The 15136-nt window shown below is 67.9% G+C and carries 11 protein-coding genes; 4 read left to right on the forward strand and 7 right to left on the reverse strand.

The window, feature by feature from the left end:
- The first annotated feature begins 91 nt into the window (after window positions 1-91).
- Window positions 92-1777, forward strand: a complete 1686-nt coding sequence (locus G6034_RS16450; RefSeq protein ID WP_176636194.1) for a glycoside hydrolase family 13 protein — start codon at window positions 92-94, stop codon at window positions 1775-1777.
- A gap of 446 nt (window positions 1778-2223) precedes the next feature.
- Window positions 2224-2901, forward strand: a complete 678-nt coding sequence (locus G6034_RS16455) for an endonuclease domain-containing protein (protein WP_343038121.1) — start codon at window positions 2224-2226, stop codon at window positions 2899-2901.
- A gap of 122 nt (window positions 2902-3023) precedes the next feature.
- Here the strand turns inward: G6034_RS16455 and G6034_RS16460 are convergent, their stop codons facing one another.
- The 6 genes from G6034_RS16460 to glmS form a co-directional block, all read right to left on the reverse strand.
- Window positions 3024-4109 carry an inositol-3-phosphate synthase gene (locus tag G6034_RS16460; protein ID WP_176636196.1) on the reverse strand — a complete coding sequence of 362 codons (1086 nt, stop codon included), beginning with the start codon at window positions 4107-4109 and terminating at the stop codon, window positions 3024-3026.
- Between the two features lie 237 nt (window positions 4110-4346).
- Window positions 4347-5384, reverse strand: coding sequence for an L-glyceraldehyde 3-phosphate reductase (gene mgrA, locus G6034_RS16465; RefSeq protein WP_176636197.1), 1038 nt, complete (start codon window positions 5382-5384; stop codon window positions 4347-4349).
- A gap of 192 nt (window positions 5385-5576) precedes the next feature.
- Complete coding sequence (gene glgX / locus G6034_RS16470; protein WP_176636198.1) at window positions 5577-7697, reverse strand: glycogen debranching protein GlgX; 2121 nt, start codon at window positions 7695-7697, stop codon at window positions 5577-5579.
- Window positions 7698-7729: 32 nt separating this feature from the next.
- The gene (locus tag G6034_RS16475) at window positions 7730-9286 is read right to left on the reverse strand and encodes a bifunctional ADP-dependent NAD(P)H-hydrate dehydratase/NAD(P)H-hydrate epimerase (protein ID WP_176636199.1); all 1557 of its coding nucleotides are present in this window, start codon (window positions 9284-9286) and stop codon (window positions 7730-7732) included.
- 1 nt (window position 9287) lies between these two features.
- Window positions 9288-9635 (reverse strand): holo-ACP synthase, encoded by a 348-nt coding sequence (locus tag G6034_RS16480; RefSeq protein WP_176636200.1) that lies wholly within the window; start codon window positions 9633-9635, stop codon window positions 9288-9290.
- 138 nt (window positions 9636-9773) lie between these two features.
- Window positions 9774-11678 carry a glutamine--fructose-6-phosphate transaminase (isomerizing) gene (glmS, locus tag G6034_RS16485; protein ID WP_176636201.1) on the reverse strand — a complete coding sequence of 635 codons (1905 nt, stop codon included), beginning with the start codon at window positions 11676-11678 and terminating at the stop codon, window positions 9774-9776.
- A gap of 141 nt (window positions 11679-11819) precedes the next feature.
- Between glmS and coaA the strand changes: the two genes are divergently transcribed.
- Both coaA and mscL read left to right on the forward strand, forming a co-directional pair.
- Entirely contained in the window at window positions 11820-12788 is a 969-nt protein-coding gene (gene coaA, locus G6034_RS16490) for a type I pantothenate kinase (protein WP_176636202.1), read from the forward strand.
- 355 nt (window positions 12789-13143) lie between these two features.
- The gene (gene mscL, locus G6034_RS16500) at window positions 13144-13533 is read left to right on the forward strand and encodes a large conductance mechanosensitive channel protein MscL (protein ID WP_176636203.1); all 390 of its coding nucleotides are present in this window, start codon (window positions 13144-13146) and stop codon (window positions 13531-13533) included.
- Between the two features lie 80 nt (window positions 13534-13613).
- Here the strand turns inward: mscL and glmM are convergent, their stop codons facing one another.
- A complete protein-coding gene (gene glmM, locus G6034_RS16505; protein ID WP_176636204.1) occupies window positions 13614-14975 on the reverse strand; it encodes a phosphoglucosamine mutase in 1362 nt (453 codons plus the stop codon).
- Window positions 14976-15136 lie beyond the last annotated feature (161 nt).

Raw genomic sequence — 15136 nt, forward strand, 5'->3', positions numbered from 1 at the left:
GCCATGCTAGCCCACCGACATGTGGTCCCGCTGCGGGCATTGCGGGGGTGAAGTTGGTAACGTCACAAACAAGACGAGAGGAACCCCTTCCATGACCATCCCCCCAGCACCCTCGACCCACCCGGACGCCGGCTGGTGGCGCCAGGCCGCCGTCTACCAGATCTACCCGCGCAGCTTTTCGGACGCCAACGGCGACGGCATGGGCGACCTTCCCGGGGTCACGGCCCGCATGGGGTACCTCGCCGCGCTGGGCATCGACGCAGTCTGGCTGAGCCCCTTCTACCCCTCGGCGCTGGCCGACGGCGGGTACGACGTCGACGACTACCGCAACGTCGACCCGCGCCTGGGCACCCTGGCCGACTTTGACGCCATGGTGGCCGCCGCGCACGACGCCGGCATCCGGGTCATCGTGGACGTGGTCCCCAACCACAGTTCCAACCGCCACGAATGGTTCAAGGCGGCCCTCGCCTCCGCGCCGGGCTCCCCCGAACGCGCCCGCTACCACTTCCTTGACGGGCTGGGGCGCCACGGCGAGCTGCCGCCGTCGGACTGGCCCTCCCACTTTGGCGGCGCAGCCTGGACGCGGGTGGTGGAGCAGTCGGGCCCGAATGCCGGCAGGCCGGGCCAGTGGTACCTGCACCTGTTCGCCACCGAGCAGCCCGACTTCAACTGGGACCACCCGGAGGTCCGCGAGGACTTCCACACGACGCTGCGCTTCTGGGCGGACCGCGGCGTCGACGGCTTCCGCGTGGACGTCGCCCACGGCCTGGCGAAGGACATGACCCTGCCGCTGCGTTCCAAGAAGGTGCTGGACATTTTGGTGGACGACGGCTCGGACCCGCTTTTTGACCGCGACGAGGTGCACGAGATCTTCGCCGGCTGGCGCGACGTCCTCAACGAGTACGATCCCCCCAAGGCCGCCGTGGCCGAGGCCTGGGTGCCGTTCACCAGCCGGCGGCTGAAGTACGCCCGTCCCACGGAGCTGGGCCAGGCCTTCAACTTCGACCTCCTGCAGGCGCCGTTCGACGCGGCCGGATTCCGGGCCATCGCCGAGAAGTGCCTCGTGGAGGCGGAGGCGTCCGGGGCGTCCTCGACCTGGGTGTTCTCCAACCACGACGTCGTCCGCCACGCCTCCCGCTATTCCCTGCCTGACGGCAGCACTCTGGAAGACCTGGCGGCCTGGCTGCTGGCCGGCGGCGCCACTCCGCCCACCGACAGGGAGCGCGGGCTGCGCCGGGCCCGGGCGGCAACGCTGTTCATGCTGGGCCTGCCGGGCTCGGCTTACCTGTACCAGGGCGAGGAGCTGGGGCTCTTCGAGGTCGCGGACCTGCCGGAGGCCTCGCTGCAGGACCCCACCTGGTTCCGCACGCAGCACTCGGTGAAGGGTCGCGACGGCTGCCGCGTGCCGCTGCCCTGGCTGTCCGACGCCGCGGACTTTGGCTTTGGGGGCTCCCCCTGGCTCCCGCAGCCGGACTGGTTTGCCGGCCACGCGGCGGACGTGCAGGACGGCGTGGAGGGCTCCACGCTGGAGATGTACCGGGCGGCGCTGGGCTGGCGGCGCAAGCTCCAGGCGGAGGAGTCGCTGCAGTGGCTGGACGCTGCCGCACCGGCGGTGGTCCACTACAGGCGCCCCAACGGCTGGGAGGTGCTGAGCAACTTTGGCGGCGCGCCCGCCATGGTCCCGTCCGGCGTCGACCTTTCCAAGGTGGTGCTCAGCTCCGGCGAGCCGGCGCGCGGCGCCATCCCAGGGGAAACCACCCTCTGGCTCGCCCCCTAAAACCGACGCTCGGTTGCAACCGGGGCGATTTTTCCAAACCCCCGGTTGCAACCGGGGCGATTTTGTTGAACGCTTCCGCACCGTCATCAGGCGCCCGTGACACCGTTGCGCCGGATTGCTCAAGCCTGTGGATAACTTTAACGACTCCACGGCACGGCGGACATAATGTAATGATGGACACGCCAAGCGAACCCCGGCTCCCCCACATGCCGTTCACACTCGATGAGGCCCAATCGTTGGGAGTCACCCGGGACCGGCTCAGGGGATCGAACTTCGCGGGCTCCGGATACGGGCTCTATCGGCCGGCGGCATGGGAATTCACGCTCTCCGAGGCGGCCAGGGCGCTGTGCGCAGCCACGCCGGGCGCCTGGATTTCCCACACGACAGCGGCCCAACTACACGGACTCATTCTGCCGCCTTGGCTACAGCATGAGACGGAACTGCACGTGAGCAAACCCCGGAAACTGCCAGAAACCCGCCGCAAGGGCATCACGGGCCACACGCTTCTGGCCTTCGATGACGAGGTCGAGGCAGTTGATGGACTGCGGATCAGCACCCGTGCCCGCACCTGGCTGGATATGGCCCGCATCCTACCCCTGCCCAACCTGGTGTGCATGAGCGACCAGCTCATCCGCATCCCCCGCACCGTCTTTGAGGGGCGCGGGGAACCTTACACCACAACAGTGTCGCTGGGCTCCATGATGGCAAGGCACAAGAATTTGCAGGGGATTGTCCGGGCCAGGGAGGCGTTGGGGCTGATGCGGGTGGGCTCCGATTCCGGCCCGGAGACGCTGCTGCGCCTGGCCATGCTCGATGCCGGCCTGCCTGAGCCAGGGTTGCAGCTTTCCCTGTGGCCGACGCCCAACGCACCGTCCGCCGACCTCGGCTACCGGAGGCGGCGGATCGCCATCCAGTACGACGGCCGCACCCACGATGATCCCTTCCAGGCCAAGAGTGACAGGCGCCGGGATGACGCGTTCCGCAAGGCCGGCTGGACAGTCCTCGTATTCAACAGCGAAGACCTCGCCGAAGGCTACGACGGTGCCGTCCGGAGGATTAAGGCGGCCCTGCGCCACGCCTGGACAGACCCTTCCGTCGTTGCGGGTTTCGCCACAGGCAGCTGAACTGGTCTCCCACCGAAAAGGGCGGACGCCCCGCACAAGAATGTGGGGAGCGTCCGCCCTTTTTGCCCCATTGGCAACCGAGCGCTGGAGAAAAGTGCCCCGCTTGCAACCGAGCGTTGGTATTAGCGCTCGATGTCACCGCGGATGAAGGCTTCGACCAGCTCGTGCGCTTCGTCGTCGGGGTGCTGAACCGGCGGGGACTTCATGAAGTAGCTGGCGGCCGAGAGTATGGGGCCGCCGATCCCGCGGTCCAGGGCGATCTTGGCGGCGCGGATCGCGTCGATGATCACGCCGGCGGAGTTCGGTGAATCCCACACTTCCAGCTTGTATTCCAGCGACACCGGGGCGTCGCCGAAGTTGCGGCCTTCCAGGCGGACGAAGGCCCACTTGCGGTCGTCCAGCCAGGCGACGTAGTCGGACGGGCCGATGTGGACGTCGTTGGCGGTCAGCACGGCGGAGGTGTTGGACGTGACTGCCTGGGTCTTGGAGATCTTCTTGGATTCGAGGCGGTCGCGCTCCAGCATGTTCTTGAAGTCCATGTTGCCGCCCACGTTCAGCTGGTAGGTGCGGTCCAGGATGACGCCGCGGTCCTCGAACAGCTTCGCCATGACGCGGTGGGTGATGGTGGCGCCCAGCTGGCTCTTGATGTCGTCGCCGATGATCGGCACGCCGGCTTCAGTGAACTTGTCGGCCCACTCCTTGGTCCCGGCAATGAACACCGGCAGGGCGTTGACGAAGGCCACCCCGGCGTCGATGGCGCACTGGGCGTAGAACTTGGCGGCCGCGTCGGAGCCGACGGGCAGGTAGCAGACCAGGACGTCGACCTTGGCGTCCTTGAGGGTTGCCACGACGTCCACGGCTTCGGCGTCGGACTCCACGATGGTCTCGCGGTAGTACTTGCCGAGCCCGTCCAGGGTGTGTCCGCGCAGAACCGGGACGTCCAGCTTGGGCACGTCGGCGAGCTTGAGGGTGTTGTTCTCGCTGGCGCCGATGGCCTCGGAGAGGTCAAGCCCGACCTTCTTGCTGTCCACGTCGAACGCGGCGGCGAACGTCACGTCATTGACGTGGTACGGGCCGAACTCGACATGCATCAGGCCCGGCACCTTCACGGACGGGTCGGCATCCTGGTAGTAGTGCACGCCCTGGACCAGCGACGAGGCACAGTTACCCACACCGACAATGGCAACCCGAATAGGATGATTGGACACGGAACTCCTTTGTAAAAATTACTCCGGCCCGGACCCCCACTTCCAGGGTGATCTGTCGGCGCACGCCTTCATGACAAATGCATGCAGGCTGAGCGGACGGCTGGTCGAACCGGACCCGGCGCCCCAACGGCGCCCTAACCATACTAGCGAACACCGCCGGCCCCGGAATTGTTCCCTACGTCACGGAAACACCCGGAGCATTTTTGCCGGCGGCGGGTCCGGGGCGGGGCGGTTGGGCTACTTTTGCGCCCACCTGTTGACGTCGGATTCGACGGCGAACTCGTCGATCGCCGTGAGCTCGCCGTCAGTGAACTCCAGGTTGTTGATGGCGGCCACGTTGCTCTCCAGCTGCCTGACGCTGGAGGCGCCCACCAGCGCGGACGTGACCGGACCGCCCTTGGCCTGCGGGCGCAGGATCCAGGCGACGGCCATCTGTGCCAGCGACTGTCCGCGTGCGGCCGCGATCTCGTTCAGCGCCCGCACCCGGTTCATTTTGTCCTCGGTGAGGTCGTTTTCATGCAGGAAGCGATCCTTCGCCGCGCGGGAGTCCGCCGGCACCCCGTCCAGGTAGCGGTCCGTCAGCATGCCCTGCGCCAGCGGTGAGAACGCGATGGACCCGGCGCCCACCTCGTCCAGCGCCTCATACAGGTTCGGCCCGCCATTCTCCGTCCAGCGGTTCAGCATGGAGTACGACGGCTGGTGGATGAGCAGCGGCGTGCCCAGTTCCTTCAGGATGCGTGCCGCCTCGAGCGTCTGCGCCGGCGTGTAGGACGATATTCCGGCGTAGAGGGCCTTGCCGGAGCGCACGGCCGTGTCCAGCGCGCCCATGGTCTCCTCCATCGGCGTCTCCGGGTCCGGGCGGTGGCTGTAGAAGATGTCCACATAGTCCAGGCCCATGCGGCCCAGTGACGCATCCAGGCTGGAGAGCATGTACTTCCGGGATCCCCACTCGCCGTACGGCCCCGGCCACATGTAGTAGCCGGCCTTGGTGGAGATGACCAGCTCGTCGCGGTGGGCGGCGAAATCGTCCTTCAGGTGGCGGCCAAAGTTGGTCTCGGCGCTGCCGTCCGGCGGCCCGTAGTTGTTCGCCAGGTCAAAATGGGTGACGCCCAGGTCGAAGGCGCGGCGCAGGATGGCCCGTTGGGTGTCAAACGGCAAGTCGTCCCCGAAATTGTGCCACAGCCCCAGGGACACGGCGGGCAGTTTCAGGCCGCTGCGTCCGACACGGCGGTACGGCATGGTCTCATAGCGGTTGTCCGCAGCATGGAAGGTCATGCCTTCCATCCTGCCATCCAGAACGCCCTGCCGCGCACGGCCTGGGTGGCCCTGCCAGGCCTACCCGCTGGACACGTACGACGCCGGCCCGTCCGGCGGGTGCCCCCGCATCGTCCCGCATCGTCCCGCAGTCCCGCGCCCCAGTCCCGCGCCTCAGTCCCGCGCCTCAGTCCCGCGCCTCAGTCCCGCGCCTCAGTCCCGTCCGGGGGCCCGCAGCACCAGCGTTGACCGCCCGGCCACCCCCACCACCTGGCCGGCCGCGAATTCCCCGGCGCCGGCCCCGCCGGTGTGGATTTCCACCACCCAGGAGTCCGCGTAGCCCCGGTCCGGCAGCGTGAAGTCCACGGCGTCATCGCCGGCGTTGAACAGCATCAGGAAGCAATCGTCCACCACGGGCTGCCCGTGCTCGTCGCATTCGGGGAGCCCGGCACCGTTGAGGAACACGCCGATGCTGCGCCCGAACCCGCTGTCCCAGTCGCCGGCGGTCATGGCGGCGGCGTCGGGGCGCAGCCACACGATGTCCGGCAGGGCGCCGTCGTCCCCGCGGTCCGTGGGGCGCCCGTCGAAGAAGCGCCGGCGGCGAAACACAGGGTGCGACGCGCGCAGGGCGCCCAGCCGCGCGGCAAAGTCAACGAGCTCCGTGTCCGCCGCCTCCCAGTTGATCCAGGTCAGGGCCGAGTCCTGGGCGTAGCCGTTGTTGTTGCCGTGCTGGGTGCGGCCCAGTTCGTCGCCGTGGGAGATCATGGGCACGCCCTGGGACAGCAGCAGCGTGGTGAGGAAGTTGCGCTGCTGGCGGGCGCGCAGGGTGTTGACGGCGGCGTCGTCGGTGGGGCCCTCCACACCGCAGTTCCAGGAGCGGTTGATCGACTCGCCGTCGCGGTTCCCCTCCCCGTTGGCCTCGTTGTGCTTGTCGTTGTAACTGACCAGGTCCGCCAGGGTGAAGCCGTCGTGGGCCGTGACAAAGTTGATGGACGCGGCCGGGCGGCGGCCCGAGTGCCCGTAGAGGTCGGAGGACCCCGTCAGCCTTGAGGCGAACTCCCCGAGCGTGGCCGGTTCGCCCCGCCAGAAGTCCCGCACGGTGTCGCGGAACTTGCCGTTCCATTCCGTCCACTGCGGCGGGAAGTTGCCCACCTGGTAGCCGCCGGGTCCCAGGTCCCAGGGTTCGGCGATCAGCTTGACACGGGAGATCACCGGGTCCTGCTGCACCATCTCAAAGAACGCGGACAGCTTGTCCACCTCATAGAATTCACGGGCCAGCGTGGCCGCCAGGTCGAAGCGGAAGCCGTCCACGTGCATCTCGGTCACCCAGTAGCGCAGGGAGTCCATGATCAGCGCCAGGGGGTGCGGCTGGCGGACGTTGAAGGAGTTCCCCGTGCCGGTGTAGTCGAGGTAGTGGGCCAGGTCGCCGTCGACCAGGCGGTAGTAGCCGTCGTTGTCGATGCCGCGGAAGGACAGGGTGGGCCCCAGGTCGCTGCCCTCGCCCGTGTGGTTGTAGACCACGTCCAGGATCACCTCGAGTCCGTTGCGGTGAAGTTCCTTGACCATTTCCTTGAACTCGCGCACCTGTTCGCACGGGTCCGTCGCCGACGCATATTCATTGTGCGGGGCGAAGAAGCCGATGGTGTTGTAGCCCCAATAGTTGCGCAGCCCCCGTTCCTCGAGCGCGTCATCCTGCACGAATTGGTGCACCGGCATGAGTTCGACGGCGGTCACGCCCAGGTTTTTCAGGTGGCTGACCACCGCGGGGTGGGCCACCCCCGCATAGCGTCCGCGCTGGTGTTCGGGGACCTCCGGGTGCTGCTGCGTCAGACCCTTCACGTGCGCTTCGTAGATGACGGTGCGGTGGTAGGGCGTGTCCGGCCGGGCCACCTCCCGCCCGTCCCCGCCGCCCCAGTCGAAGCCGGCATCAACCACCACCGAGCGGTACGTATGGGCGGCGGAGTCGTCGTCGTTGCGGGTGAGCGGCTCGCCAAAAGTGTAGGAGTAGAGCGGCTGCCCCCAGGCGAGGCCCCCGGCAATGGCCCGGGCGTAGGGGTCCAGCAGCAGCTTGTTGACGTTGAACCGCTTCCCGTTGCCCGGGTCCCAGGGGCCGTCGACGCGGAAGCCGTAGTGCTGGCCGGGGAACACGTTGGGGAGGTAGCCGTGCCAGACGTACGCGTCGACCTCGGTGAGCCGGATGCGTTCCTCGTTGCCCCCGCCGTCGAACAGGCACAGGTACACGGCCTCGGCGCTGTCGCTGAACAGCGCGAAATTGGTGCCGCCTTCATCGGCCTGGGCACCCAGCGGGTACGGCTTTCCCGGCCACAGTTCCACGCGTTCCCCCTTGCCTTCCAGCTGCCGGCCGCTCAGCTCGCGCCGGACAATTCCTTCCAGGCTGCCGGGATCCGCCCCGCAAGCATGCCCGCGTTCAGCGGCGCCCCGGCGCCGTCCTGCCCCAGTCTGCCATGAAGGACGGCCGCCATCGCGGCGGTCGCGGCCAGGGTGTCCCGCGGATCCGTGCCGGCCTCAGGGGGGCGGCCCCGGGCCATGGCCAGCAGCGCCACCAGGATCCCGCCCAGGGTGTCACCGCTGCCGGCAGTGGCCAACGACGGCGTGCCGTCACCCTGGGCGTATGTCGCGCCGCCCGGGGACACCACGAACGTGGTGGGACCCTTCAGCAGGACGGTGGCTCCAGTCAGGGCGGCCGCTTCCCGGGCCGCCGCCAGGGGCGCAGCTTCCACCTCCGCCCGGCCAGTCTCCGTGCCCAGCCGGGTCAGCAGGGCCGCCAACTCCCCGGCGTGCGGGGTCAGGACCAGGCGGGACTGCTCCCTGTCCCCGGCCGTGGACACGAGGTCCAGCGCCCCGGCGTCAACCGCGGTGGGCAGGCCGGACGCCAGCGCCTGCCGCGCCCGCCCCTGCTGTTCCGCGTCACCGTTGATGCCGGGGCCCGCCAGCCAGGCCTGAACGCGGACCGCTTCCGGCGCATCCCCGGAGCACACGGCCTCCGGGCTGCGTACATGCAGCGCCGCGGCCACCGCCGGCGGGCCCAGGTACCGGACCATGCCGGGCCCGCACGCCGACGCCGCGGCAACGGCCAGCAGCGCCGCCCCCGGATACCGGGCGGAACCGGCCACGATCCCTGCCACACCGCGCGTGTACTTGTGGTCCGCCGCCTCGGGCCGCGGGAGCATTGCCGCCAGGTCCGCGGCCTCCAGGCGGAGCACGTCCGGCTCCCCCAGTCCGTCCGCAATGCCAAGCCCGACGACGGCCACCTCGCCGCACAGCTGTGCCCCCGGCGCCGCCAGCAGCCCGGTCTTGGCGGCGCCAAAGGTGACGGTGAGGGCGGCCGCCAGCACGGGGCCGCGCACTTCACCGGTGGAGGCGTCCACGCCGCTGGGCAGGTCGCAGGCCACCACGGCTGGCCGGGACCCTGCGCCGGCCCCCCGGCCCTCGGTGGCGCCGGACATTATTTTGCACAGGCGCGCCACAACCCCGGCGGCCGGCTCCCGCAACCCGCCCCGCCCGCCTGTGCCCAGCAGCCCGTCCACAATGACGTCGGAAAATCCCGCAGCCACACAAAACGCGTCACTGTCCGCCGGAGCCAGCTGGGCACGCCCGCCAGCCTTCGTGAAGGCCGCCAGCGCCCCGGAGTGGGTCCGCGCACTGGTGAGCAGCGCCGTCGTGCGTGCCCCGCGCGCCGCCAGCCAAGCCCCCGCAAACAGGGCGTCGCCCCCGTTGTTGCCCGAGCCGATGAGCAATGCCACCTGCGATCCGTACACCCCGCGGCCGCGGCGCCGCAGGACGGCAACCACCCCCATGGCCAGGCCGTACGCCGCGCGTTGCATCAGCTCCGGTCCGCGGCCCGCGTCGAGCAGCGGCTGTTCGGCGGCCCGGACGGCCGCTGCGGTGTACGCGCGAAGCATGTCAACCCTCGGCGATCACCATGGCGGTGGAGATGCCGCCGTCGTGGCTCATTGACAGGTGCCAGCGCTTGATGCCCTTGCCCTTGGCGACGGCGGCCACCGTGTCCTTGACGTTGATGGTGGGCCCGTGCTCGTCCAGGCCGATCCAGCAGTCCTGCCAGTTCATCCCGGCCGGCGCCCCCAGGGCCTTCGCGACGGATTCCTTGGCGGCAAAGCGGGCCGCGAGCGACTGCGTGTTCAGGCCGCGTTCGGCAGGCACAAACAACCTGTCGCGGAGCCCCGGCGTCCGCTCCAGCTGCCGGCCGAAGCGTTCAATGTCAACAACGTCCACACCAATGCCAATAATCATGCCCCCAGCCTAGCCGGGGGACGGCCCCGGCCCCGTAACGTCGGAAACGAAAAGGGACGGTGCTTGCGGTTAAGGACGTCGGCAGGCCGCCGTCCTTAACCGCAAGCACCGTCCGGATTCACGGGCGGGCCGCCGGCGCTACTCGACGGTGACGGACTTTGCCAGGTTGCGCGGCTGGTCCACGTCATAGCCCTTGGCCGTGGCAAGTTCGCAGGCGAAGATCTGCAGCGGCACGGTGGCCAGCAGGGGTGCCAGCAGGGTGGTGGTCTCGGGGATGTAGAAGACGTGCTCGGCGTGGGCGCGCACGGATTCGTCGCCTTCCTCGGCAATCACAATGGTCTTGGCGCCGCGGGCGCGCACTTCCTGGATGTTGGAGACGACCTTGGAGTGCAGGGAGTCGCGGCCGCGCGGGGACGGGACCACCACGATGACAGGCTGCCCCTCCTCGATCAGGGCGATGGGGCCGTGCTTGAGCTCGCCGGCGGCAAAGCCCTCCGCGTGGATGTAGGCAAGTTCCTTGAGCTTGAGCGCGCCCTCCATGGCCACGGGGAAGCCGACGTGCCGGCCAAGGAACAGCACCGAGCGGGTGTCGGCCATGCTGCGGGCCAGTTCCTTGATCTGCCCGTCGTTCGCCAGCACCTGGGCGATCTTGGCCGGCACCTTGGCCAGGTCCGCCAGGATGTCCCTGATCTGGCCCTGGAACAGGTTGCCGCGCAGCTGTGCCAAATACAGCCCCAGCAGGTAGGCGGCCGTGATCTGGGCGAGGAATGCCTTGGTGGACGCCACGGCGATCTCGGGGCCGGCGTGCGTGTACAGCACGGCGTCGGATTCGCGCGGGATGGTGGAGCCGTTGGTGTTGCAGATGGCGATGGTCTTGGCGCCCTGTTCGCGGGCGTAGCGGACGGCCATGAGCGTGTCCATGGTTTCACCCGACTGGGACAGGGACACAATCAGCGTCTTGTCGTCAACGATGGGATCGCGGTAGCGGAACTCGTGGGAGAGCTCCACTTCGGTGGGGATCCGGCACCAGTGCTCAATGGCGTACCTGGCCACCTGGCCGGCGTAGGCGGAGGTGCCGCAGGCCAGGACAATGATCTTGTTGACGGTCTTGAGGACGTCGGCGTCGATGCGCATTTCGTCCAGCGTCAGCTTGCCATCCACGTCCGAACGGCCCAGCAGGGTCTGGGCGACCGCTTCGGGCTGGTCGTGGATCTCCTTCTCCATGAAGGACGGGAAGCCGTCCTTCTCGGCTGCGGCCGCGTCCCAGTCCACCAGGTACTCGCGGCCCTCCGCGGGCGCGCCGAAAAAGTCGGTGATGGCCACGGAGTCCGCCGTGATGCTGACCACCTGGTCCTGGCCGAGTTCCACGGCGCGGCGGGTGTAGTCGATGAAGCCGGAAACATCGGAGCCGAGGAAATTCTCGCCGTCGCCCAATCCCACCACGAGGGGGGAGTTCCGGCGGGAGGCAACCACGGTTCCGGGGTGGTCGGCGTGGGCGGCAAGGAGGGTGAAGGCACCCTCAAGGCGCTGGGCGGCAAGCTGCATCGCCCGGGTCAGGCGGGCGCCGTCGGCCGATTCACCTGCGGGCAGCGAGCGGTAGATCTCGCCCAGCAGCACGGCGGCGACCTCCGTGTCGGTGTCGGAGATGAAGGAATGGCCCTGCTGGAGCAGCCGCGCCTTCAGCGGTGCGTAATTTTCAATGATGCCGTTGTGGATCACGGCCAGCTTGCCGCCGTCCACCACGTGCGGGTGCGCGTTCTTGTCGGTGGGCCCGCCGTGCGTGGCCCAGCGGGTGTGGCCGATCCCGGTCATGGAGTCCGGGAGCGGGCTGGCGGCAAGTTCAGCCGTCAGGTTGGCCAATTTTCCGGCCTTCTTGCGCATGGCGATGGCGCCGCCGGCCACCACTGCCACGCCGGCCGAGTCGTAGCCGCGGTATTCGAGGCGCCGCAGGCCCTCCATGAGCACGTCAAGTGCCTGGTGCCCGGCTGCGGTCGTCGTTCCATTGGCCGGGGCAGTTCCGGCATAACCCACAATTCCACACATGAAAACCAATCATAATCGCTGTTCGATTTGTAGTACGTCCTACATCAGGGCCGTGGACCCCCGCCAAAACGACGCCGCGGCACCCCCGGCCCGGCCCGGACTTATTTCGCCCCGAACCACAAACAGGGCAGAATCAAAGGCGTGACATCGCAAAAATCCGAGTCCAACAACGGCGACGGCGCCTCCCCCTTCGTGGAACTGGACCGCCAAACATGGTCGCGCCTTGCCAACAAGATCGAGCAACCCCTCAACGAAGAGGACATCGCACGCATCCGCGGACTTGGTGACCAGCTCAACATGCGTGAGGTTCGCGACGTTTACCTCCCCCTCTCCCGGCTCCTGAACCTGTATGTGGGCGCGGCCGGCCACCTGCACAGCGCAACCACCACGTTTCTGGGCGAACGCGGCAACCGCACGCCGTTCGTGATCGGCGTGGCCGGCTCCGTGGCAGTCGGCAAGTCCACCACCGCCCGCGTGCTCCGGGAGATGCTGCGCCGCTGGCCGGACACCCCCAACGTCGAGCTGGTGACCACCGACGGCTTCCTCTACCCCAATGCCGAGCTGGAGCGCCGCGGGTTGATGTCCCGCAAGGGCTTCCCGGAATCGTACGACCGACGGGCCCTGCTGCGCTTTGTCAGCGCCGTCAAGAGCGGCGCCGAAGAAGTCAGCACCCCCATGTACTCCCACCTGACATACGACATCGTGCCCGGCAGGAACGTGGTGGTGCACCGCCCCGACGTGCTCATTGTGGAGGGTCTGAACGTCCTGGCCGCCGCCCGTCCCCGACTGGACGGGCGCTCCGGGCTGGCCGTCAGCGACTTCTTCGACTTCTCCATCTACGTGGACGCGAAGACCCAATTCATCGAGCAGTGGTACATCGACCGCTTCCGGTCCCTGCGCAGCGGCGCGTTCTCCAACCCTGAATCCTATTTCCGCCGGTACGCCGGCCTGTCCGACGCCGAGGCCGTTGCCACCGCCACGCGCATCTGGAAGAGCATCAACGAGCCCAACCTGCTCCAAAACGTGCTCCCCACCCGCGGCCGGGCGCAGCTGGTGCTGACCAAGGACTCCGACCATTCAATCCGCAGGATGCTGCTGAGGAAGGTGTAGCCGCGGGCGGCCGGATCAAGCGAGCCGGCACTGCTGCTCAAGGAGGCGGCCGCGGCTGACACGTTCCCGGCCCGGGCGGGCTGCTCCGAGCACCAGACCGGCTTGGCGCTGGACATCGGCGGCGCCAGCGTGCCCACGTCCTGCAAGTTCACGTGGCATCTGGCCGAACCCTGGCAGCTGCGCTACGTGGGCACCGACGTTGCCCCGGACAGGCGGCGTCACAGCATTGCCGGCCACGAACAATATTTGGGCCCGACCGGATATCAATGGGCCATTTTGACCACCATTCGACACGCAAAGAATTAAGTTTGTCATATCCAACCCGCATCCGCAGAATGTGCGGTATTTTGGGGTCATGTTAAAGGGATTCAGAGATTTCATCATGAAGGGCAATGTCGTAGACCTCGCCGTGGCCGTCGTCATCGGTGCCGCCTTCGGCGCCGTGGTCAACTCGCTCGTGGCGAACATACTGATGCCGCTTATTGCAGCACTGTTCGGTTCCCCCAACTTCAACAGCTTTGCCTTGGTTACCCTCAACGGCAACGACATCAAGTTTGGTGTGTTCCTGACAGTTGTCGTGAACTTCATTTTGGTGGCCGCCGCAATCTACTTCGTGGTGGTTGTCCCGATGAACCACATCATCGCCCGCCGCAATGCCAGGCTCGGCATCACGGAAGAAGCCGCCGTCGACCCGCAGATTGTCCTCCTGACCGAAATTCGCGATTCGCTTCGAGCCAGGCAGTAATCCCGCAATACAGGCACTGGACCCACAGCAGGAAAGGGCGGCAATTCCGGTGGAATTGCCGCCCTCAATCCTTTAACGTCCTATTTCGGGGCCGGCTCCAGGGCCAGCTCCCGGCGCACCACGTCGACGAGTGAATCGCAGATCCGTCGGGCTGTCTCAAGGTCGGCTGCCTCCACCATGACACGGACCAGCTGCTCCGTGCCGGAGGGGCGCAGCAGCACCCTTCCGGTGTCGCCCAGCTCGGCCTCGGCCTTGGCCACGGCGGCCTTCACGGCGGGCACGATCGCAGCCCGGGACTTGTCCACGTCCTTGACGTTGACCATGACCTGGGGAAGCTTGCTCATGGCGGCGGCAAGGTCCTTGAGCGACTTGCCCGTCTTGGCCACCTGCGCCGCCAGCTGCAGCCCGGTCAGCAGCCCGTCGCCCGTCGTGGCGTATTCGGAGAAGATGACGTGGCCGGACTGCTCGCCGCCGAGCGTGTAGCCGCCGCGGCGCATCTCCTCCAGCACGTAGCGGTCGCCGACGGCAGTTTCCCTAATCGTGATCCCGGCGTCGCGGAGTGCGATCTTCAGTCCGAGGTTGCTCATGACCGTGGCCACCAGTACGTTGTCCTTGAGTTCCCCGGCTTCCTTTTGGGCCAGTGCAAGGACGGCCATGATCTGGTCGCCGTCAATGACATGGCCCTCGTGGTCCACGGCCAGGCAGCGGTCGGCGTCCCCGTCGTGGGCGATCCCGAGGTGGGCGCCGGTGCTGAGGACCATCTCCTGCAGCTTCTCCAGGTGTGTGGAACCCACGCCGTCGTTGATGTTCAACCCGTCCGGGTCGGCGCCGATCACGGTCACCGCGGCGCCGGCGTCGGTGAAGACCTGGGGGGAGCAGCCGCTGGCAGCGCCGTTGGCACAGTCCAGGACGATCTTCAATCCGTCCAGGCGGTGCGGCAGGGTGCCCAGCAGGTGCACGATGTAGCGGTCCTCGGCGTCGGCAAAGCGCTGGATGCGGCCGACGTCGACGCCCACCGGGCGGAAGGCGTCGTGCTGGAGCTGTTCCTCGATGGCGTCTTCGACGGCGTCGGCCAGTTTTTGGCCGCCGCGGGCGAAGAACTTGATGCCGTTGTCCGGGGCCGGATTGTGGGAGGCGGAGATCATCACGCCGAAGTCCGCGCCGAGGTCGGCGATCAGGAACGCGGTTGCCGGGGTGGGCAGGACGCCGGCGTCGTAGACGTCAACGCCCGCGCTGGCCAGCCCCGCCGCCACGGCGGCGCCAATGAACTCCCCGCTGGCGCGCGGGTCCCGGGCCAGCACGGCACGCGGCCGCTTGCCTTCGCTCATCTGATCGTGGCCGAGCACCACCGCCGCCGCCTGCGCCAGCGACAATGCAAGTTCTGCCGTCAGCAGGCCATTGGCCAATCCGCGGACACCGTCTGTTCCAAATAATCTAGACATCCTGCTCAGTCTAAATCATGCCGTCCCAAAAGCTTGCGCCGCCAGGGAACGGCCGCTGGCCACAGGGCCCCTGCCCGCGCCTCTAACGCTGCCACGAGGGGGTCCTGCAGGACTCCGCCACGGCCCGGATCCAGGGCGGGCCGCCTTCCACAGGCCCGGCA

The organism is Arthrobacter wenxiniae (genome assembly GCF_013376105.1).
Classification (GTDB): Bacteria; Actinomycetota; Actinomycetes; order Actinomycetales; family Micrococcaceae; genus Specibacter; species Specibacter wenxiniae.